20 protein-coding genes, 2 tRNA genes and 1 pseudogene are annotated in these 19,074 nt (G+C 66.2%); 12 read left to right on the top strand and 11 right to left on the bottom strand.

Translation table 11 applies throughout. The annotated features are described in order from the left end of the window. Positions 1 to 8: 8 nt before the first annotated feature. The 4 genes from BMZ19_RS19270 (at position 9) to rluB (ending at position 3,552) form a co-directional block, all read left to right on the top strand. On the top strand, positions 9 to 638 hold the full coding sequence (locus BMZ19_RS19270) for an L-threonylcarbamoyladenylate synthase (protein ID WP_090313207.1): 630 nt from the start codon (positions 9 to 11) through the stop codon (positions 636 to 638). 141 nt (positions 639 to 779) lie between these two features. Further along, the gene (locus tag BMZ19_RS19275; protein WP_170847814.1) at positions 780 to 1,529 is read left to right on the top strand and encodes a segregation and condensation protein A; all 750 of its coding nucleotides are present in this window, start codon (positions 780 to 782) and stop codon (positions 1,527 to 1,529) included. After that, positions 1,526 to 2,332 (top strand): SMC-Scp complex subunit ScpB, encoded by an 807-nt coding sequence (scpB, locus tag BMZ19_RS19280; protein WP_090313209.1) that lies wholly within the window; start codon positions 1,526 to 1,528, stop codon positions 2,330 to 2,332. Before BMZ19_RS19275 ends, scpB begins: the two co-directional genes overlap by 4 nt. A 128-nt stretch (positions 2,333 to 2,460) precedes the next feature. Continuing rightward, positions 2,461 to 3,552 carry a 23S rRNA pseudouridine(2605) synthase RluB gene (gene rluB, locus BMZ19_RS19285; protein ID WP_090313210.1) on the top strand — a complete coding sequence of 364 codons (1,092 nt, stop codon included), beginning with the start codon at positions 2,461 to 2,463 and terminating at the stop codon, positions 3,550 to 3,552. 83 nt (positions 3,553 to 3,635) lie between these two features. Here rluB and rdgC read toward each other — a convergent pair whose 3' ends face one another. Then, positions 3,636 to 4,556, bottom strand: a complete 921-nt coding sequence (rdgC, locus tag BMZ19_RS19290) for a recombination-associated protein RdgC (protein WP_090313211.1) — start codon at positions 4,554 to 4,556, stop codon at positions 3,636 to 3,638. A 189-nt stretch (positions 4,557 to 4,745) separates the two neighbouring features. Here rdgC and BMZ19_RS19295 point away from each other — a divergent pair. The 6 genes from BMZ19_RS19295 to BMZ19_RS19320 all read left to right on the top strand — a co-directional run bounded on the left by BMZ19_RS19295 (position 4,746) and on the right by BMZ19_RS19320 (position 7,475). Further along, a tRNA-Val gene (locus BMZ19_RS19295) sits at positions 4,746 to 4,821 on the top strand. 15 nt (positions 4,822 to 4,836) lie between these two features. Beyond that, a tRNA-Asp gene (locus BMZ19_RS19300) sits at positions 4,837 to 4,913 on the top strand. A gap of 188 nt (positions 4,914 to 5,101) precedes the next feature. Then, entirely contained in the window at positions 5,102 to 5,809 is a 708-nt protein-coding gene (bamJ, locus tag BMZ19_RS19305; protein ID WP_090313212.1) for a BamJ family beta-barrel-assembly machinery protein, read from the top strand. A gap of 498 nt (positions 5,810 to 6,307) precedes the next feature. After that, positions 6,308 to 6,637, top strand: a complete 330-nt coding sequence (locus BMZ19_RS19310; RefSeq protein ID WP_090313213.1) for a helix-turn-helix transcriptional regulator — start codon at positions 6,308 to 6,310, stop codon at positions 6,635 to 6,637. Continuing rightward, positions 6,634 to 7,002 (top strand): hypothetical protein, encoded by a 369-nt coding sequence (locus BMZ19_RS19315; RefSeq protein ID WP_090313214.1) that lies wholly within the window; start codon positions 6,634 to 6,636, stop codon positions 7,000 to 7,002. Before BMZ19_RS19310 ends, BMZ19_RS19315 begins: the two co-directional genes overlap by 4 nt. After that, positions 6,999 to 7,475: an SEL1-like repeat protein gene (locus BMZ19_RS19320; RefSeq protein ID WP_090313215.1), complete on the top strand. Its 477-nt coding sequence runs from the start codon at positions 6,999 to 7,001 to the stop codon at positions 7,473 to 7,475. The genes BMZ19_RS19315 and BMZ19_RS19320 overlap by 4 nt, the downstream gene beginning before the upstream one ends. A gap of 33 nt (positions 7,476 to 7,508) precedes the next feature. Here BMZ19_RS19320 and BMZ19_RS19325 read toward each other — a convergent pair. Beyond that, a pseudogene (locus BMZ19_RS19325) lies at positions 7,509 to 8,246 on the bottom strand (EAL domain-containing protein); the annotation flags it as partial. A 116-nt stretch (positions 8,247 to 8,362) separates the two neighbouring features. Further along, entirely contained in the window at positions 8,363 to 10,447 is a 2,085-nt protein-coding gene (locus BMZ19_RS19330) for a carboxy terminal-processing peptidase (protein WP_090313217.1), read from the bottom strand. A 184-nt stretch (positions 10,448 to 10,631) separates the two neighbouring features. On the opposite strand from BMZ19_RS19330, the gene BMZ19_RS19335 reads away from it, so the two are divergent. Then, a complete protein-coding gene (locus tag BMZ19_RS19335; RefSeq protein ID WP_090313218.1) occupies positions 10,632 to 11,594 on the top strand; it encodes an NAD(P)H-quinone oxidoreductase in 963 nt (320 codons plus the stop codon). Positions 11,595 to 11,653: 59 nt separating this feature from the next. On the opposite strand, the gene BMZ19_RS19340 is transcribed toward BMZ19_RS19335, so the two are convergent. From BMZ19_RS19340 to minC, 6 genes are all read right to left on the bottom strand, one after another. Then, positions 11,654 to 12,307: an HAD family hydrolase gene (locus BMZ19_RS19340; protein WP_090313219.1), complete on the bottom strand. Its 654-nt coding sequence runs from the start codon at positions 12,305 to 12,307 to the stop codon at positions 11,654 to 11,656. Between the two features lie 16 nt (positions 12,308 to 12,323). Next, positions 12,324 to 13,613, bottom strand: a complete 1,290-nt coding sequence (locus BMZ19_RS19345) for a M18 family aminopeptidase (protein WP_090313220.1) — start codon at positions 13,611 to 13,613, stop codon at positions 12,324 to 12,326. Positions 13,614 to 13,703: 90 nt separating this feature from the next. After that, positions 13,704 to 14,339: an RluA family pseudouridine synthase gene (locus BMZ19_RS19350; protein ID WP_090313221.1), complete on the bottom strand. Its 636-nt coding sequence runs from the start codon at positions 14,337 to 14,339 to the stop codon at positions 13,704 to 13,706. 61 nt (positions 14,340 to 14,400) lie between these two features. Next, a complete protein-coding gene (gene minE / locus BMZ19_RS19355) occupies positions 14,401 to 14,655 on the bottom strand; it encodes a cell division topological specificity factor MinE (protein WP_090313222.1) in 255 nt (84 codons plus the stop codon). After that, the gene (gene minD, locus BMZ19_RS19360) at positions 14,652 to 15,467 is read right to left on the bottom strand and encodes a septum site-determining protein MinD (RefSeq protein ID WP_090313223.1); all 816 of its coding nucleotides are present in this window, start codon (positions 15,465 to 15,467) and stop codon (positions 14,652 to 14,654) included. Before minD ends, minE begins: the two co-directional genes overlap by 4 nt. Positions 15,468 to 15,521: 54 nt before the next feature. Next, positions 15,522 to 16,271 (bottom strand): septum site-determining protein MinC, encoded by a 750-nt coding sequence (minC, locus tag BMZ19_RS19365; RefSeq protein WP_090313224.1) that lies wholly within the window; start codon positions 16,269 to 16,271, stop codon positions 15,522 to 15,524. Between the two features lie 131 nt (positions 16,272 to 16,402). Here minC and BMZ19_RS19370 point away from each other — a divergent pair, with 131 nt between their 5' ends. Beyond that, entirely contained in the window at positions 16,403 to 17,326 is a 924-nt protein-coding gene (locus BMZ19_RS19370; protein ID WP_090313225.1) for a lipid A biosynthesis lauroyl acyltransferase, read from the top strand. Between the two features lie 22 nt (positions 17,327 to 17,348). Here the strand turns inward: BMZ19_RS19370 and BMZ19_RS19375 are convergent, their stop codons facing one another. Continuing rightward, positions 17,349 to 18,209 carry a pirin family protein gene (locus BMZ19_RS19375; RefSeq protein ID WP_090313226.1) on the bottom strand — a complete coding sequence of 287 codons (861 nt, stop codon included), beginning with the start codon at positions 18,207 to 18,209 and terminating at the stop codon, positions 17,349 to 17,351. A gap of 102 nt (positions 18,210 to 18,311) precedes the next feature. Then, positions 18,312 to 19,067, bottom strand: a complete 756-nt coding sequence (locus BMZ19_RS19380; RefSeq protein WP_244517285.1) for an MlaA family lipoprotein — start codon at positions 19,065 to 19,067, stop codon at positions 18,312 to 18,314. Positions 19,068 to 19,074: the final 7 nt, after the last annotated feature.

Below are 19,074 nucleotides of genomic sequence, written 5' to 3' on the forward strand. Positions count from 1 at the left end.
GAATAGCAATGAGCCAATTCTTCCAGATCCACGCGGAAAACCCGCAGGCACGCCTGGTCAAACAGGCCGTGGACATCATTCGCGAGGGCGGCGTGGCGGTCTATCCGACCGACTCCTCCTATGCCCTCGGCTGCCAGATCGGCAACAAGAGTGCGATCGACCGTATCCGCCACCTGCGCCGGCTGGACGACAAGCACAACTTCACCCTGCTGTGCCGCGACCTGTCGCAGCTCGGCGAGTACGCCAAGGTCGACACCAGCGCGTTTCGCCTGCTCAAGGCGCACACCCCGGGGCCCTACACCTTCATCCTCGACGCCACCCGCGAGGTGCCGCGCATGCTGCTGCACCCCAAGCGGCGCACCATCGGCCTGCGCGTGCCCGCCAACCCCATCGCCCACGCCCTGCTGACCGAGCTGGGCGAGCCGCTGATGAGCGTGAGCCTGATCATGCCCGGCGACGAGCAGCCGCTGAGCGATCCCGAGGAGATCCGCGATCGCCTGGACAAGCTGGTCGACCTGATCGTCGATGGCGGTTACGGCAGCCTGGAGGCGTCCACGGTGATCAGCCTGGTGGGCGGCGAGCCCGAGGTGCTGCGCGTCGGCTGCGGCGACCCGGAGCCGTTCCAGGTGCCGGCCTGATGCGTGCGAGCGTGCCCGGTGAGTGACGGCGCGATCGCTGGCGAGGCCTGCGCGGCTCAGCCCCGCCCCGAGCAGTTGGCGCTGGTCTATGGCCAGGCCTTCACCGAGCTGCCGCAGGATCTGTACATCCCGCCGGATGCGCTGGAGGTTTTCCTCGAGGCCTTCGAGGGGCCGCTCGACCTGTTGCTGTACCTGATCCGCAAGCAGAACATCGACATCCTCGACATCCCGGTGGCCGACATCACGCGCCAGTACATGGGCTATGTCGAGCTGATGAAGACGGTGCACCTGGAGCTGGCCGCCGAATACCTGGTGATGGCGGCGATGCTCGCCGAGATCAAGTCGCGCATGCTGCTGCCGCGCTCCAGCGAGGCGGTGGAGGACGAGGAAGATCCGCGGGCCGAGCTGATCCGTCGCCTGCAGGAGTACGAGCGCTTCAAGCAGGCCGCCGAGGAGCTGGACGATCTGCCGCGGGTCGGTCGCGACCTGCAGGTGCCGCTGCTGGCGGCGCCCCAGGCGCGGGGGCGCATGCTGCTGCCGGAAGTCGGCCTGGACGAGCTGCTGCTGGCCATGGCCGAGGTGCTGCAGCGCGCCGAACTGTTCGAGAGCCACCAGGTCACTCGCGAGCTGCTGTCCACCCGCGAGCGGATGAGCGATGTGCTCGCGCGCCTGCAGGGTGGCGCCTTCGTCGCCTTCGTCGAGCTGTTCACCGCTGAGGAAGGCAAGCTCGGGGTGGTGGTGACCTTCATGGCTATCCTCGAGCTGGTCAAGGAGTCGCTGGTCGAGCTGGTGCAGAACGAGCCGTTCACGCCGATCCATGTGCGCCTGCGTGGCGAGGTGCTCGCAGTGGGGCTGTCCGAACAAAGCGTTGTCGAGAGTATTGCCGAATGAACCTTGCCGATCCGCGCCAGTTGGCGACCGTGCTCGAGGCCATCCTGCTGGCGGCCGGCAAGCCGCTGCCCCTGGAGCGCCTGGCCGAACTGTTCGACGAAGCAGAGCGGCCCTCGCCGAAACTGCTCCGCGAGGCGCTGGGCCTGCTGGGCGGCTCCTGCCTGGGGCGCGGCTTCGAGCTGAGCGAGGTGGCTTCGGGCTACCGTCTGCAGGTGCGCGCGCGCTTTGCGCCCTGGGTCGGCCGCCTGTGGGAAGAGCGTCCGCAGCGCTATTCGCGGGCGCTGCTGGAGACCCTGGCGCTGATCGCCTACCGCCAGCCGATCACCCGCGGCGAGATCGAGGAGGTGCGCGGCGTGGCGGTGAACAGCAATATCGTCAAGACCCTGCTCGAGCGCGAGTGGATCCGCGTGGTCGGCTATCGCGAGGTGCCCGGTCGGCCGGCGATGTTCGCCACCACCCGCGGCTTTCTTGACCACTTCAACCTGAAGAACCTCGACGAGCTGCCGCCGCTGGCGGCGCTGCGCGAGCTGGAGCCGCGCCTGCCGGCCGAGGATCTCGATCCCGACGTCCCGGCCGGTCTGCAGGCGCGTGCCGACCTGGTCCTGGCCGATGGCGAGGAGTCGCTGGTGCAGGCCGAAGAGCCACGCAGCGAAACCAACTTCCGCAGCCTGCTGGCCGAGCTGGATGCCATGGAGCAGGGCTTGAAGAGCGACTTCGACGATCTGCCGCTGGCGCCGCTCGAGGACGAGGGCGGCGATGTGGTCGTCGCCCGCCAGGCCGAGGACGAACTGCAGGCCGACTGAAGGCCTGTGTTGGGGCGGCCCGGCCGGTCGCCTCGCGGGTGCGCCCAGGCGTCCATATGAGTACAATACCTGCCCGCTCTTTCCTAGAGTCAGTTCACAGAATCCGGTTACACCGGGAGGTGCCCAGAATGAACGAAGAACACAACTCCGCCGAAGTCGGCGAAGAATACCGCCCCGCTGGCGAAAAGCTGCAGAAAGTGCTGGCGCGCATGGGCGTCGGCTCGCGCCGCGACGTCGAGGAGTGGATCACCCAGGGGCGCATCAAGGTCAACGGTGCCCAGGCGACCCTTGGCCAGCGCATCGGCTATAGCGATGCCATCGCCCTCGACGGCCGCCTGCTGCGCCGCGAGGAAGATGAAGTGGTGCGCCGCGTGCTGATCTACAACAAGCCCGAAGGCGAAGTGTGCACCCGCTCCGATCCGGAAGGTCGTCCCACCGTGTTCGACCGTCTGCCGCGTCCGAAGAGCGGTCGCTGGATCAATATCGGTCGTCTCGACATCAACACCACCGGCCTGCTGCTGTTCACCACCGACGGCGAGCTGGCCAACCGCCTGATGCACCCGTCCTACGAGATGGACCGCGAGTACGCCGTGCGCGTGCGCGGCGAAGTCACCGACGAGATGCTCGAGAACCTGAAGAACGGTGTGGTGCTCGAGGATGGCCCGGCGCGCTTCACCGACGTCAAGGAAGCCCCGCAGGGCGACGGCTACAACCGCTGGTTCCACTGCGTGGTGATGGAAGGTCGCAACCGCGAAGTGCGTCGCCTGTGGGAATCTCAGGGGCTGGTGGTCAGCCGCCTGAAGCGCGTGCGCTTCGGTCCGGTGTTCCTCACCTCCGACATGTCGGTCGGCCGCTGGCGCGAAATGGACCAGATCGAGGTGGATATCCTCGCCGGCGAAGTCGGTCTGCGGCCGATGGCCCTGCCGGGCATGAAGGGCAAGACCCGCGAGAAGCTCGATCGCCAGCAGCGCAAGTCGGCCAAGCCGGTCGTTGGCGAGCGTGCCCGCTCGAGCCGTGGTGAAGGTCGTGGCCAGGGTTCGCAGGTCGCCGAGCGCCCTGCCGACGTCAAGCGCGGCCAGCGTCCGGCCAAGGGTCGCGACGAGCGCTCATCGCCGAACCTGACCGAGCGTCCTTCGCGCAAGCCTGCCGCCGCGCAGCCGGCCAAGCGCCGTCCGCAGCCGTCCGGTGACGGCCAGCGTCCGGGGTTTCGCAGGAAGTAAGCCGGCGCCAGCCAGCAGGCATGGCTGAATGAAGAAGGCGACCCGCGGGTCGCCTTCTTCGTGTCCGGCGTTTGCCGGTCCGCTCAGACCCCCTGGGGGATTTCCTCGCCGCCGAGGGCTTCGATCAGCTGCGGCAGGAACTCGACGAAGGTCAGCATCATCAGGGTGAAGCTGGCGTCCTGCTGGGCCAGGGCGTCGTCGCCGCCGTCCTGCTCGGCCTGGTCCTGCAGCAGGTCCTCGAAGCGCAGGCGCTTGAGGGCCAGCTTGTCGTCGATCAGCAGGGACAGCTTGTCCGACCAGGCCAGGCTCAGCTTGGTCACCAGCTTGCCGGCGGCCAGGTGGTTCTGCACCTCGTCGCTGCCCAGATCCTGACGCTTGCAGCGCACGATGCCGCCGTCCTCGTGGGTGTCGCGCAGCTCGCACTCGTCGAGCAGCTGCAGGCCATTGCTGGCGTGCTGGCTCTTCATCCAGTCGGTGAAGGTGGCGGTGGGCGCGATCTTCACGCTCAGCGGGCGCACCGGCAGCGAGCCAAGGGCTTCGCGCAGGGTGGAGAGCAGGTCCTCGGCCTTCTTCGGGCTGGAGGCGTCGACCAGGATCAGGCCCTGCTGCGGCGCGATGGCCGCAAAGGTGGTCTGGCGGCGCAGGAAGGCGCGCGGCAGGAAGCTCTGTACGATGTCATCCTTGAGCTGGTCGCGCTCCTTCTTGTAGACCTTGCGCATCTGCTGCTCTTCGATCTCGTCGACCTTCTCCTTCAGCGCATCGCGCACCACGCTGCCGGGCAGGATGCGCTCTTCCTTGCGTGCGGCAATCAGGAAGAAGTCCTGGCTGACATGGGCGAGGGGGGCGTCGGCACCCTTGCCCAGTGGAGCGACGAAGCCGTAGGTGGATAGCTCCTGGCTGGCGCAGGGGCGGGCCGGCTTGCTGGCCAGGGCCGCTTCGAGCTTCTCGGCGTCCAGTTGCAGATCCTGAGTGAGGCGATAGACGAGCAGGTTGCGGAACCACATGGCGGCGGGATACTCCTCAAGCAAAGGAGACCATTATTCCCCTTGGCGCGTCTGCCGGCCACCGTGGATTGCGGCAAGTGTTTGGTTTGCCTCGAAAATTTATTTCAGAAAACACTTGCCAGGTGCGAGTTTGATCCCTAGAATGCGCACCACTTCGAGAGCAAACGCAAGCAAGCGAATGCACTGAATGGGTGATTAGCTCAGCTGGGAGAGCATCTGCCTTACAAGCAGAGGGTCGGCGGTTCGATCCCGTCATCACCCACCACTCTCGAGGTTACGCGCAGCGGTAGTTCAGTCGGTTAGAATACCGGCCTGTCACGCCGGGGGTCGCGGGTTCGAGTCCCGTCCGCTGCGCCATTTTTTCTCCCCAAAGTGACAATTCAAGCCCGTATCCCCCTCCAAAGTTCAACGCGGAATGTCGCGATTTGAACTTTTCGTCGTTTCTGCATTCCAACTTTTCCCAGCCATGGCAGCCGTCGCGCCGGCCTGCTAAGCTCGCGCTTTTCCGAGTTTGCCGCTGTGGCACCCATCACTAAGGAATATGCATGAAACATCATCGGTTGGCCGCTGCGGTGGCTCTGGTCGGTCTGGTCCTCGCGGGTTGCGACAAGCAGGCCGCAGAGAAGGAGCAGGAGCTCAAGACCCCGGCACAGAAGGCCTCCTACGGTATCGGTCTGAACATGGGCCGCAGCCTGACCCAGGAAGGCATGGATGACCTCGACTCCAAGGCGGTGGCCCTCGGTATCGAAGATGCCATGGCGAAGAAGGAGCAGCGCCTGAGCGACGAGCAGCTGATGGAGGCCTTCGGCTTCCTGCAGAAGCGTGCCGAAGAGCGCATGACGGCGATTGGCGATGAAAACGCCAAGGCCGGCAAGAAGTTCCTCGAGGAGAACGGCAAGCGCGAGGGCGTGATCACCACCGCTTCCGGCCTGCAGTACGAAGTGCTGAAGAAGGCCGATGGTGCGCAGCCCAAGGCTGATGACGTGGTCAGCGTGCACTACGAGGGCAAGCTGGTCGATGGCACGGTATTCGATAGCTCCATCCAGCGCGGCGCGCCCATCGATCTGCCGGTTGGTGGCGTGATTCCCGGTTGGGTCGAAGGCCTGCAGCTGATGCACGTCGGCGAGAAGTACAAGTTGTACATTCCTAGCGAGCTGGCCTACGGCGCGCAGAGCCCGAGCCCGATGATTCCGGCCAACTCGGTACTGGTGTTCGAACTGGAGCTGCTGAGCATCCAGCCAAAGGCCGAATAAGGCTGATCGGAACACCTGCAAACGCCCCGCTAGTCGGGGCGTTTCTGTTTCTGTCGGTAACACCCTTGACGCCGGTTGTGGAAAAGAGCGTGGTGGATGTGCCCGGTGGTTATGCACATCCGAAGTCGCCACCTGCGGTGCTGTCAAGGGGGTTGGTGCGTTCGATTTGAATATTTTTAAGGGTTTGATTTGTAAAGGCTTTTTTTGTTGAGCAAAAAATACCCGATCTGTCTGGAGGCCTCATTTCATGGGCTCTTGGGGGAGTCATCCAGTTATTGTTCACAAGGTTATCCACAGCTTTTGTGGGTAACGCCGGCAAGCCCTGTAGCCATGCGCTCTGGCGGGGCGTCGGCGGTGGTCGAGGGGGGTAGAGAGCCAAAGACAGCTCCCGGGAGATGGCTTGCTCGGGCAAGGATGAACAGCGCTGGCGTGTGGCTGCCGCAAGGGAGGCCATGGCCTGTTAAAATGAAACAAGTTATCGATATAGGCGGTAAAAGCATGAACGTACAGGTGATCGAGCGCGACGGACAGGCGGAGTACGCGGTGCTGCCATGGGCCGAGTATCAGGAGCTGCTGGTCGCGGCTGGGCGCCAACCGGCGGCCCGTGCCAGCGTGCCGGTATCCCTGGAGCCGCCGGCCTTCGATCTGGCCAATCTGCGCCGCCTGCGCGAGGCGCGCAATCTGGCTCCGGAGCAGCTGGCGCGTGCGATCGGTATCAGCCCGCATTACCTGGCGATGATCGAAAGTGGCGAGCGCGAGCCCGACCAGGCCATCCACCGGGCGCTGGTCAGGGTGTTTGCCGCGCCAGCCGAAGGGCAACCGGGTTGATCCTGCGGATCAGCCGCCAGCACTGGCAGGCGCTGATTGACGAGCTGGACGATGCGCGTCGTCAGCGACACCTGCTGACCTATCGCTCGCTGATCGAGCGTCTGCAACTGCCTACGCCGGCGATGACCACGCTCACCGCCGCCCTCGAGCATCTGGCCATGCTGGATGCGCAGGCCGGTCAGCCGCTGCGCAGCGCGCTGGTGATCAGTCAGGGGGCCAGCCGCTTGCCGCGTCCGGGGTTCTTCGAGCATGCCACACGCCTCGGCCGTTTCAACGGTGCGCCGGACGGTACCGCGGCGGCTGCCTGGCATGCCGCGGAAGTGGCCCGGGTATTCGACTTCGAGTTTAGGGCGCCGCTGCAATGATCAATCTGTTGTGGCGTCTGCGTGCCCTGACCGGCTACTGGCTGGCGCGGCGCTTGTTCCACTGGCCGTGGTTGCTGCGTCAGCCGCGTGCCTGGGGCTGGATGGAGGGGCAGTTCGCGCGCATGGCCAAGCTCGGCGATGCCGGGGCTCAGGATTTCTATGGGCATGTGCTGCTGTTTCGCGGTGAGGGCCTGGCGGCGCGCGAGGAGGGGCTGCGTCTGTTGCGTCAGGCGGCGGCCCAGGGGCAGCTCAAGGCGGCCTTCCAGCTCGGCGTGCAGGCGCTCAAGGGCAGTGCCCGACAGGCCCCGGATGCGGCCGAGGCGCGGCGCTGGTGGCAGCAGGCGGCCGACGGCGGTCACCCGCTGGCGGCGCTCAAGCTGGCGCAGTTGCTGCGCGAGGGGGCTCCGGGGCTGCCTGCCGATCCCGAGGCCGCCGAGCGCCTGGCCACGCGGGCGCGCGAGCTGGGCCTGTAAGCCTCAGGCGTTGGCTTACAGGCGGATCAGTGGCTCTTTAACCGGCTGCTCCTGCGGTCGGCCGAGCAGGTAGCCTTGCACCAGGTCCACGCCCATCCGCTCCAGCAAGTGCAATTCCTCGTGCAGTTCCACACCTTCGGCGATCACCCGGGCGCGGGCGGCCTTGGCCATCTGCAGGATGGAGCCAACGAATTCGCGCTTGAGCGGGTCGAGGTGGATGCCGTCGATGAAGTGGCGGTCGATCTTGACGATATCCGGGCGCAACTCGGACCACAGGCGCAGGCTGGAATAGCCGGCGCCCAGATCATCTAGCGCGATGGAAAAGCCCATGGCGCGGTAGTGGTGCAGGGCGCGGTCGAGCAGGTCGAAGTCCTCGATTGGGGTCTGCTCGGTCAGCTCGATCACCACCCGTTCCGGTGCGATGCCGCAGCTCTGCAGCAGCTGCAGGGTGCGTCCGGACTGGTGGCCTGGTTCGACCAGCGATTCCGGCGAGACGTTCAGGTACAGCGTGTGGTGGCCGCCGTGGCGGCTGTAGCGGGCGCAGGCACGAGCGCGGCAGGCCACTTCCAGCTCGCTGAGCCGGCCAGCTGAGCGAGCTACCGAGAACAGCGCCAGCGGGGCATGCAGGGGGCTGTTCGACGGCCCCCGGCTGAGTGCTTCGAAGCCGTGAATGCGTCGGGAGGCGAGCGAGAAGATCGGCTGGAACAGGGTGTTGAGCAGGTTGTGGGCAAGGATTCGCTCCAGTTCGCTCAACTGTTCGGTGGTGGTCATGCAGTGCTCGGCAGTCAATGAAAAAACGCCCCGGCATTGGTCGGGGCGTGGTGATTTCACGACTAAATTGTGACTGCCTGATGACAGGGGCGGCTGACGGGTCTCCGTCGGTCGTCTCAGTGACGGGCGATGGCCGTATTGAGGTTGAGGTAGTCCAGCAGGATGCGCCCCGACTCGGCGAGGAAGGCATCCTTTTCCGGCGGCAGTTTGTCCTCTTCTTCGCTGCTGGCCAGTTCCTCATCCTCGTCCTTGAGTTCCTTCAGCAAGGCTTCGCCCTTGGCGCTGCGGCGGGCATTCTCCAGGGCCAGTTGGCGGCTCTCGATGGTGCTCTGCTGGGCGCGGCGTTTCTCTTCGTTGAGGCTGACCACCGTCTCCTGCATCAGCTGCTGGCTCAGTTCGAGGCGCTGGCGGGTGAACAGGAAGTCCGGGTCCTGCGTCGTGCGGGTGGCGTGGCGGGCCTGCAGCTCGGCGAGGAACGGGCGGAACGGATTGGCTTCCTCGTCGATGGCCGGCGCGATGCGGTCCCATGGCATGGCCGCCGGCAGAGCGCTTTCGCCGATTTCCTTGACGTCGACCGTGGATGGGTAGGGGATATCCGGCAGCACTCCCTGATGCTGAGTGCTCTGCCCGGAAACCCGGTAGAACTTGGCCAGGGTCAGCTTCAGTTCGCCATGGTTGAGCGGCTGGATGGTCTGCACCGTACCCTTGCCGAAGGTCTGGCCGCCGAGGATCAGTGCGCGGTGGTAGTCCTGCATGGCGCCGGCGAAGATTTCCGAGGCCGAGGCCGACAGGCGGTTGACCAGCACGGCCATCGGGCCGTTGTAGTGGGTGCCATTGTCCTCGTCGGTCAGCACGTCGACGCGGCCGTCGCTGTTGCGCACCAGCACGGTCGGCCCCTTGTCGATGAACAGGCCGGTCAGTTCGTTGGCCTCCTGCAGGGAGCCGCCGCCGTTGTTGCGCAGGTCGATGACCACGCCGTCGACCTTCTCCTGCTTGAGCTCGCCGAGCAGCTTGCGCACGTCGCGGGTGGTGCTCTTGTAGTCCGGGTCGCCGCTGCGATAGGCCTTGAAGTCCAGGTAGAAGGCGGGGATTTCGATCACGCCGAGCTTGTAGTCGCGGCCTTCGTGCTCGAGCTTGAGCACCGACTTCTTGGCGGCCTGTTCCTCCAGCTTGACGGCCTCGCGAGTGATGGTCACCACCTTGCTGCTCTGGTCGTTCGGTGCGTTGCTCGCCGGGATCACCTCCAGGCGTACTTGCGAACCCTTCGGCCCGCGGATCAGCTTGACCACCTCGTCCAGGCGCCAGCCGATCACGTCGACCATTTCCTTGTCATCCTGAGCGACGCCGACGATGCGGTCGGCCGGCTGCAGCTGCTTGCTCTTCTCCGCCGGTCCGGCGGGGACCAGGCGCACGACCTTGACGTGTTCGTTGTCGCTCTGCAGCACCGCGCCGATGCCTTCCAGCGACAGGCTCATGTTGATGTCGAAGTTTTCCGCGTTTTCCGGCGACAGGTAGTTGGTGTGCGGGTCGTAGGTCTGCGCGAAGGCGTTGATGTAGGCCTGGAAAATGTCCTCGCTGCGGGTCTGCGCCAGACGCTTGAGCTGGTTCTTGTAGCGCTTGGTCAGCAGCTCCTCGATCGCCTTGGGTTCCTTGCCGGCGATCTTCAGGCGCAGCACCTCGTCCTTGACCCGCTTGCGCCACAGCTCGTCGAGTGCCTTGCTGTCCGCGGCCCACGGCGCCTTCTCGCGGTCGATCTCGAGGCTTTCGTCGGCGCTGAAGTCGAACTGCTCTACGCCCTTGTCGAGCAGGGCGAGGGCGAACTGCAGGCGTTCCTGCATGCGTTCGAGCTGGCGCTTGTAGATGACGAAGCCGGGCTGCAGCTCGCCGCTCTTCAGGTAGTCGTCGAAGCGATGGCGCCAGGCCTCGAAGTCGGCAATGTCGCCGGCGGTGAAGTAGCTGCGCGCCGGGTCGAGACTCTTCAGGTAGTCGTCGAACATCTGCGACGAGCGGGCGTCGTCCAGTGGCGGCTTGTTGTAATGATGACGCTTGAGCAGCTCGACCACGTTGAGACTGGCGATGGTCTGATCGCGGTCGGGCTGCAGGCCGTCCCAGGGGTTGCTGAGCGTGGCCAGAGCCGACAGCGGCAGGGCGCTGGTGGCCAGGGCGATGGCTAGGGCAGTGCAGGACAGAGTGCGTTTCATGAGTTATATGCGTCGCAGAGTGTTACGCCGTTAGGCAGCGTAAGTGGCACCTAGTTCCATGGTGCCATCATGAACGTGCGCCCGAAGGAGAGGAGGAGGCTGACGCGGGGGCAGTTTCCGGGTCACAATCCGGGCAGATTCCGGCGGCCAAAGGGCGGCGGGCTTTCAACAATATGGAGGTAGCGTGAACGCATTGCAAGGTATCGACGGACAGCTGGAATGGAGCATGCAGCCGCGCCCGGTGTGCGATGTGGGGCAGATTCGCATTCGCGTGGCCGCAGCCGGTCTCAATCGCGCCGATCTGCTGCAGCGCAACGGCCTGTATCCGCCGCCGCCGGGGGTGACCGAGGTGCTCGGCCTGGAGTGCGCCGGGGTGGTCAGCGAAGTGGGTGCCGGCAGCCGCTGGCGCGTCGGTGACCGCGTGTGTGCGCTGCTGGCCGGTGGCGGCATGGCCGAGGAGGTGGTGGTGGATGCGCGCCATGCCCTGCCGGTGCCCGAAGGCCTGAGCCTGCAGGAGGCGGCGGCGCTGCCGGAGGCCTACGCCACCGCCTGGCTCAACCTGTTCCAGCTGGCGCACCTGCAGCCGGGCGAGAAGGTGCTGCTGCACGCCGGCGCCAGCGGCGTCGGCTCCGCCGCCATCCAGCTGTGCAAGGCCTTCGGCAGTCCGTGCTGGGTGAGCGTCGGCTCCCACGAGCGGGTCGCCTATTGCGAGGCGCTGGGTGCCCAGGGCGGCGTGGTGCGCAGCGAGGATCTCGACGGGCTGCGCGATTACGCCCCCTTCGACGTGATCCTCGATCCGGTCGGGGCCAGTTACGCCGAGCTCAACCTCAAGCTGCTGGGGCAGGGCGGGCGCTGGGTGATCATCGGCCTGATGGGCGGGCGCAAGGCGCAGCTGGATCTCGCCCAGCTGCTCGGCAAGCGCATCCAGATGATCGGTTCGACCCTGCGCAGTCGCGATGCCGATGCCAAGGCCCAGCTGATCGCCGAGCTGGAGCAGCAGGTCTGGCCGCTGTTCGCCGAAGGCCGCCTGAAGCCGCAGCTGGAGCGCAGCTACCCGATAGGCGCGGCCGAGGAGGCCTTCGCCGCGCTGGCCAGCAACGAGGTGCAGGGCAAGCTGGTGCTGGTGGTGGACGACAGCTTGAGCTGAGTGAGAGTGGCAGCAGTGGAACGACAAGGGGCGCCGCGGCGCCCCTTGTCGTTGGCGGCTCAGTGCCAGTCGAGGATCTCCCAGCCCTGCTGCGCGGCATGCGCGCGCAAGGCCGGATCCGGGTTGACCGCATGGGGATGCTCGACGTGGCAGAGCAGCGGCAGGTCGTTGCGCGAGTCGGAGTAGAAGTGCGCACCGACCAGCGTCTCGCCCTCGGCCTCCAGCCACTGCGCCAGGCGCTGGATCTTGCCTTCGCGGGCGGTGGGGATGCCGCTGATGTGGCCGCTGTAGTGGCCGTGCTGCAACTCCAGATCGGTGCCCAGCACGTCCTCGATGCCCAGGCGCTCGGCGATGGCGCGGACCAGGAAGGATGGCGTGGCGGAGATGATCAGGATGCGCTCCCCGGCGGCGCGATGGCGGGCGACGCAGCGCATGGCGTCGCTGTGGATCAGCGGCTCGATGACCTCCTCGACGAACGGCCCGGCGATGTAGTCGACCTCAGCCGGAGTCCGCCCGACCAGCGGCTGCAGGCTGAAGGCGAAGTAGTCCTCCAGGCTGATCTGCAGCTCGGCGTACTGCGCCACCAGTTCCTGCTCGCGGGGGACGAAGGAGTCGCGGTCGAGCCAGCCGAGGTCGGCCAGGTGCGCGGTCCACAGGCTGGGGCTGTTGCCGTCGATCAGGGTGTCGTCGAGGTCGAAGATCGCCAGAGTCAATTCGCGTGCTCCCTCATCAGGCCAGTTCGGGGCTCTGATAGAAGGCGCTCAGCACCTTCACCAGATGGACCAGGTCGTAGCTGCCGGCCAGCTCGCGGATCGAGTGCATGGCGAAGGTCGGCAGGCCGATGTCGATGGTGCGCACGCCGAGCCGGCTGGCGGTGATCGGGCCGATGGTCGAGCCACAGCCGAGGTCGCTGCGGGTGACGAAGCACTGCACCGGCACGCCGTGCTCCTCGCACAAATGGCGGAAGAAGCCGGCGGTTTCGCTGTTGCTGGCGTAGCGCTGGTTGTTGTTGACCTTGATCACCGGGCCGCCGTTGAGGCTCGGACCGTGGTTGCCATCGTGCTTGTCGGCATAGTTGGGATGCACGCCGTGGGCGTTGTCGGCGGAGACCAGCAGGGAGCGTTGGATTGCGCGCACGTAGCTTTCCTCGTCGCCGAGCAGGCGGCGCAGCACCTGCTCCAGCAGCGGGCCGTCGGCGCCGCAGGCCGAGCAGGAGCCGATTTCCTCGTGGTCGGTGCACACCAGCACGCAGTTTTCCTCGTCGCCGGCGGCCAGCAGGGCCTTGAGGCCGGCATAGCAGGACAGCAGGTTGTCCAGTCGCGCACCAGTGATGAATTCCTGTTCCAGGCCGATGACTGCGGCGCTCTGGGTGTCGTAGAAACTCAGCTCGAAGTCGAGCACCGCGTCCACCTGGAGGCCGTGCTCGTGCTCCAGCTGCTTGGCGAGCAGGGCGCGGAAATCGCGCTGCTCGCCGGCTGCCAGTTGGGCGAGGATCGGCGGCAGTTCGGTCTGCTTGTTGATTTCCCAGCCCTGGTTGGCCTCACGGTTGAGGTGGATGGCCAGGTTGGGGATCACCGCGATGGGTGCCTTGAAGTCGATCAGGCGGCTGTGCAGCTTGCCGTCCTGTCTGAAGGTGACCCGTCCGGCCAGCGACAGGTCGCGGTCGAACCAGGGGGCGAGCAGGGCGCCGCCGTAGACTTCCACGCCCAGCTGCCAGAAGCCCTGGCGCGTCAGTTCCGGCTGCGGCTTGACGCGCAGGCAGGGACTGTCGGTGTGCGCACCGACGAGGCGCAGGCCACCCTCCAACGGGGTGCGGCGGCCGAGCTGGATGGCAATCAGCGAGGAGTCATTGCGGGTGACGTAGTAGCGTCCGCCGGCCTGCGCCTGCCACGGCTCGCGCTCGTCGAGGCGCTGGTAGCCGGCGATCTCGAGGAGACGGGCCAGGCTGGCGGTGGCATGGAAGGGCGAGGGTGAGGCCTTGAGGAAATCGATCAGGCCCTGGTTGAGTTCTTCGCGCATGACAACTCCGGCGGCGGTGGTCCGCGGAGTTTACCGGAATATGGGCGGTTGCCGCGCAGGAGCAGATCGGTCTGCGCCTGCGCGGAGGGTTCAGAACGGCGCCGGGCTCTCGAAGCGCATGCGCTCGCCGCTCTGCGGGTGGGTCAGGCACAGCAGGCTGGCGTGCAGGCACAGACGCTCATGGGCGGCCAGCGCCTGCTCGTGGGCGTACAGGCGATCGCCGAGCAGCGGGTGGCCGATGGCCAGCATGTGCACGCGCAGCTGGTGCGAGCGGCCGGTGATCGGCGTCAGCTCGACCCGGCACCAGTCGCCGCAGCGCTCGACCACGCGCCAGAAGGTCAGCGCATGCTTGCCCAGCTCATGGTCGACGATGTGCCGCGGCTTGTTCGGCGGGTCGTAGCGCAGCGGCAGCTCGATGCGCCCGCTGTCGGTGGTCGGCTGGCCCCAGCACAGGGCGGTGTAGGCCTTTTCCGTCTCGCGATCATGGAACTGCCGCGACAGTTCGCGGTGGCTGTCGGCGTCGCGGGCCAGCACGATCAGCCCGGAGGTTTCCCAGTCCAGGCGGTGGACGATGCGCGCCTCCGGATAGCCATTGTCCTGCAGGCGGGTGACCAGGCAGTCGCGGTTGTCCTCGGCGCGACCGGGCACCGAGAGCAGCAGAGTCGGCTTGTTGATCACCAGCAGTGCGGCGTCCTGGTGAACGATTTCGATATTCGACAGCGGCATGGAAAATCCCATAAATGAAAACGGCGACCCGCAGGCCGCCGTAGTACACGCCTCTATCCGATCAGCGATCGGGCAGGGTGATGTTGAGCTCGAGGATCGAGCAGGTGCCCTGGTTTTCCAGAGCCACCTGGACCTGGTCCTGGTCGATGGGCACGTACTTGCGGATCACCGCGATCAGTTCTTCCTGCAGCGCCGGCAGGTAGTCCGGCTGGCCGCGGCTGCCGCGCTCGTGGGCGACGATGATCTGCAGGCGCTCCTTGGCGATGGAGGCGGTATTGGTCTTCTTGCGGGCGAGGAGGAAGTCGAAGATGCTCATTCGCGCCCCCCGAACAGACGTTGCAACAGGCCCTTCTTCTGCACTTCAAGGAAGCGGTGCTTCACTTCCTTGCCGAGCAGGCGGTCGACGGCATCGCTGTAGGCCTGACCGGCGTCGCTCTGATCGTCGAGGATCACCGGCACGCCCTGGTTGGAGGCCTTGAGCACCGCCTGGGACTCGGGAATCACCCCGAGCAGGCCGATGGAGAGGATTTCCTCGACGTCGTCGACGCTGAGCATCTCGCCGCGGGCCACGCGCTCGGGGTTGTAGCGGGTCAGCAGCAGGTGTTCCTTGATCGGCTCCTCGCCCTTTTCTGCGCGCTGCGACTTGCTGGCGAGCAGGCCGAGGATGCGGTCGGAGTCGCGGACCGAGGACACTTCCGGGTTGGTCACGACGATGGCGATGTCGGCGAAGTACATCGCCAGGTGTGCGCCCGTCTCGATGCCGGCCGGGGAGTCGCAGATGATGTACTCGAAGTCCTTCTTCAGTTCCTCGATGACCCGCGCCACGCCCTCCTTGTTGAGGGCCTCCTTGTCGCGAGTTTGGCTGGCGGCGAGCACGTAGAGGTTGTCGAGGCGCTTGTCCTTGATCAGGGCCTGGCTCAGGGTCGCTTCGTTGTGGATGACGTTGATGAAGTCATACACCACGCGACGTTCGCAGCCCATGATCAGGTCGAGGTTACGCAGACCGACGTCGAAGTCGACGATCACGGTCTTGTGCCCGCGCAGGGCAAGGCCGGTGCCGATGGCGGCGCTGGAAGTCGTTTTGCCTACGCCACCCTTGCCGGAAGTTACAACGATAATTTGCGCCAAGGTGTTTACCCCAAATGAATGGTTTCAGATCCCTGAATTTGCCGGGAGTATCCGTTAAAGACGGGTGATGTTCAACACGTCTCCCGACAGGCTGACGTGCACTGGTTTGCCCCACTGCGGACTGCGGCGCAGGTCCTCGGCGACCTTGTAGCGGCCAGCGATGGAGAGTAGTTCAGCGGTCAGTTGCTGGCAGAAAATTCGCGCCTCGGCATTGCCGCTGGCACCGGCCAGAACGCGGCCACGCAGCGGGCCGTACACATGGATATTGCCGTCGGCGAGAAGTTCCGCCCCCGGGCTGACCGTCGACAGCACCACCAGGTCGCCGCCGCGGGCGTAGATCTGCTGGCCGCCGCGCACCGGACGGGTAATGACCAGGGTCGGTTGCAGCGGCGGCTCTGCCGGTGCGGCCTCTTCGACCGGTTCCTCGGCCGGCTCTGGTGTCTGCGGCTCGGCTACCGGCCGTTCGCGGCCGCTGGCCGACGGCAGCAGCGGCAGACCCAGTTCGTCCGCGGCCTGGATGTCGCCGGGACGACTGGCGCGTGCGCCGAGGGCCAGCAGACCGTGGCGACGGCAGATATCCAGCAGGGCACCGAGATCCAGCTCGGCATCCGCGGCCGTCAGTTGCTCGAGACCGAGCAGTACGGGCGTGTCGTTGAAGAAGCTGGGCGCCTTGGCGACCTTGTCGGCCAGTTGCCGGTCCAGGCGCGCCAGGTCGTTGCGGGCGAGCTCCAGCACGGTGACGGCGAGCATGTTGCCCTTGAGCCGGAAGATGGGGTCTTGGTCGGTCAGATCTGCTTGATTCATGGTGATTGCAGCCAGGGAGATGCCGGGACTTATAACGACATCACCTCGTGCCCGCAAGTTGCAGCCGCGGCTGATTCGCTGCGGCGTGACGAGGTAGAATGATCCGCTCGTTCGCCTGACTGGATGTGCTGATGGACCGTCCCCGCTTTCGTGCCGCTTTTCTTCATCCGCGCTACTGGCTGCTGTGGCTGGGCCTGGGGGTGCTGTGGCTGGTGGTGCAACTGCCCTATGCGCTGTTGCTGAAGCTGGGGCGCGTCCTGGGAGCGTTGATGCTGCTGGTGGCGAAATCGCGTCGACGGATCGCCGCGCGCAATCTCGAGCTGTGCTTCCCCGAGCTGTCGGCGGCCGAGCGTGCCCGCCTGCTGCGCGAGAACTTCGCCTCCAACGGCATCGCCTTCTTCGAGATGGCAATGAGCTGGTGGTGGCCGTCGGCGCGACTGGCGCGGCTGGCGCACGTCGAGGGCCTCGAGCACCTGCAGGCGGCGCAGCAGGAGGGACAGGGGGTAATCCTGATGTCCCTGCACTTCACCACTCTGGAGATCGGTGCATCGCTGCTCGGCCAGTTGCACACCATCGACGGCATGTACCGCGAGCACAAGAACCCGCTGTTCGACTATATCCAGCGCCACGGCCGCGAGCGGCACAATCTCGACGCCAGCGCCATCGAGCGCGACGACGTGCGCGGGATGCTCAAGGTGCTGCGCGCCGGGCGGGCGATCTGGTATGCGCCGGACCAGGATTACGGTCGCAAGCAGAGCATCTTCGTGCCGCTGTTCGGCGTGCCGGCCGCCACCGTCACCGCCACCAGCAAGTTTGCCCGCCTGGGCAAGGCGCGCGTGGTGCCCTTCACCCAGCAGCGCCTGGCCGACGGCTCCGGCTATCGGCTGACCATCCATCCGCCGCTGGCCGACTTCCCTGGTGACAGCGAGGAGTCCGATTGCCTGCGCATCAACCAATGGATCGAGCAGGCGGTGCGCCAGTGCCCAGAGCAGTACCTGTGGGCCCACCGGCGTTTCAAGACGCGCCCTGAGGGGGCGCCGAAGCTCTACGCCTGAGAGGACATGGTCAGCACGGCGCTCACGCGAAGCGCCCGTTGCGAAAATCGGCCAGCGCCTGCTCGATCTCCGTGCGGCTGTTCATCACGAACGGCCCGTGCTGGACGATCGGCTCATGCAGCGGGCGGCCGGCGATCAGCAGTGCCCGGCCGCCGCCAGGGCTGGTCAGGTGCAGGCTGTCGCCATCGCCGAGGCGCGCCAGCTGGCCGCTGGCAATGTTCTGGTCGCGCTGGCCGCGCACCATCAGCTCACCCTCGAACACGTAAAGCAGCACGGTGTGGCCGCGCGGCAGTTCGGGCATCACACAGGCGCCGGCAGGCAGGCGCAGATCGAACAGTTGTGGCTCGGTATGTGGGCGTTGCACGGCGCCGGCCTGTTCCTGCTCGCCTTCCTTGAAGCGCCCGGCGATCACCGCCACCTCGACACCCCGTACGGTGGTCAGGTGCGGAATCTCCTCCGCGGCGAAGTCGCGGTAGCCGGCCGGGCCCATCTTGTCCGCCGCCGGCAGGTTGAGCCAGAGCTGGAAGCCGAACAGGCGACCCTGCTCCTGCTCGGGCATCTCGCTGTGGACGATGCCGCGCGCCGCGGTCATCCACTGCACGCCGCCGGGCTTGAGCAGGCCGCGGTGGCCCAGATGGTCCTCGTGGCGCATGCGCCCCTCGAGCATGTAGGTCACCGTCTCGAAGCCACGGTGCGGATGCGACGGGAAGCCGCCGATGTAGTCGCGGGCATCGAAGGAGTCGAAGGCGTCCAGCATCAGGAACGGATCGAAGCGCTCCAGGCCGGGGCCGCCGATGATGCGGGTCAGGCGCACGCCGTCGCCATCCGAGGTGGCGCGGCCATTGTGCAGGTCGAGGACGTCGCGATAGTGGGGGTAGCTCATGGCGCAGCTCCTTGGTGACTTCACGCCATGCTAGTTCAGTTGTCCGGATGGATGGTTGCGCATTCCTTGTGCAAACCATCAAGCAAGTCGATAGGTCGTCGATCACTCGCGAATCTGCAGGCGCCGCGCCTCGGTGTAGACGTAGCGCACCTTCTCGTACTCGAATGGCGAGTTGAGCTGTCCGTAGCGGAAATCGTTGATGTGCCGGCGGTCGACGGCCATCAGTCCGTAGTAGGCCGTGCCCTGCTCGGTGAGGCCGGCCGCCGCGGCGGGGTTCGCCCCGCTGCCGAGGGCGGTGTCGAACACCAGACCGCCGGTATCGCGCAGGTTGGCGGGGCCGAGCAGCGGCAGCACCAGGTAGGGACCCTCCTCGGCGCCCCAGTAGCCGAGGGTCTGGCCGAAGTCCTCGCTGCGCCGCTCCAGGCCCATGCGGCTGGCCGGATCCCACAGGCCGCCGACGCCGAGGGTGGTGTTGAACAGCAGGCGGGCGGTGGTGGTCATGGCGTCGCGACCCTGCAGCTGCAGCAGGTGGTTGGCCAGGCTGGGCAGTTCGCCGAGGTTGGCGAAGAAGTGGCTGACTCCGCTGCGTACGACGCGCGGGGTGACGAAGCGGTAGCCGTTGACCAGCGGCAGGTAGACCCACTCGTCGAAGCGCTGGTTGAAGTGGTAGACACGGCGGTTCCACTCCTCCCAGGGATCGTTGTTGACCAGCGCCACCAGGGTGGCGCGCTCGAACTCGCGCTGGTCGAGCTGGGGGTTGAACTTCAGGCGCTCCAGCGGCTGGGTGAAGCCATCGGCGTCGGTGGTCTGCTCGGCCAGGGCGCTGACGCTGGTGGCGAGCAGGGTGGTCAGCAGCAGGCGGCGG

This window comes from Pseudomonas linyingensis (assembly GCF_900109175.1).
Lineage (GTDB): Bacteria > Pseudomonadota > Gammaproteobacteria > Pseudomonadales > Pseudomonadaceae > Geopseudomonas > Geopseudomonas linyingensis.

Excerpts from the sequence above, each read along its gene's own strand:
- BMZ19_RS19370 (WP_090313225.1), top strand. The coding sequence starts at position 16,403 with ATGGACCGTCCCCGCTTTCGTGCCGCTTTTCTTCATCCGCGCTACTGG.
- minC (WP_090313224.1), bottom strand. The coding sequence starts at position 16,271 with ATGAATCAAGCAGATCTGACCGACCAAGACCCCATCTTCCGGCTCAAG.
- scpB (WP_090313209.1), top strand. The coding sequence starts at position 1,526 with ATGAACCTTGCCGATCCGCGCCAGTTGGCGACCGTGCTCGAGGCCATC.
- minE (WP_090313222.1), bottom strand. The coding sequence starts at position 14,655 with ATGAGCATCTTCGACTTCCTCCTCGCCCGCAAGAAGACCAATACCGCC.
- bamJ (WP_090313212.1), top strand. The coding sequence starts at position 5,102 with ATGAAACATCATCGGTTGGCCGCTGCGGTGGCTCTGGTCGGTCTGGTC.
- BMZ19_RS19270 (WP_090313207.1), top strand. The coding sequence starts at position 9 with ATGAGCCAATTCTTCCAGATCCACGCGGAAAACCCGCAGGCACGCCTG.
- BMZ19_RS19330 (WP_090313217.1), bottom strand. The coding sequence starts at position 10,447 with ATGAAACGCACTCTGTCCTGCACTGCCCTAGCCATCGCCCTGGCCACC.
- BMZ19_RS19375 (WP_090313226.1), bottom strand. The coding sequence starts at position 18,209 with ATGAGCTACCCCCACTATCGCGACGTCCTCGACCTGCACAATGGCCGC.
- rdgC (WP_090313211.1), bottom strand. The coding sequence starts at position 4,556 with ATGTGGTTCCGCAACCTGCTCGTCTATCGCCTCACTCAGGATCTGCAA.
- rluB (WP_090313210.1), top strand. The coding sequence starts at position 2,461 with ATGAACGAAGAACACAACTCCGCCGAAGTCGGCGAAGAATACCGCCCC.
- BMZ19_RS19345 (WP_090313220.1), bottom strand. The coding sequence starts at position 13,613 with ATGCGCGAAGAACTCAACCAGGGCCTGATCGATTTCCTCAAGGCCTCA.
- BMZ19_RS19320 (WP_090313215.1), top strand. The coding sequence starts at position 6,999 with ATGATCAATCTGTTGTGGCGTCTGCGTGCCCTGACCGGCTACTGGCTG.
- BMZ19_RS19310 (WP_090313213.1), top strand. The coding sequence starts at position 6,308 with ATGAACGTACAGGTGATCGAGCGCGACGGACAGGCGGAGTACGCGGTG.
- BMZ19_RS19350 (WP_090313221.1), bottom strand. The coding sequence starts at position 14,339 with ATGCCGCTGTCGAATATCGAAATCGTTCACCAGGACGCCGCACTGCTG.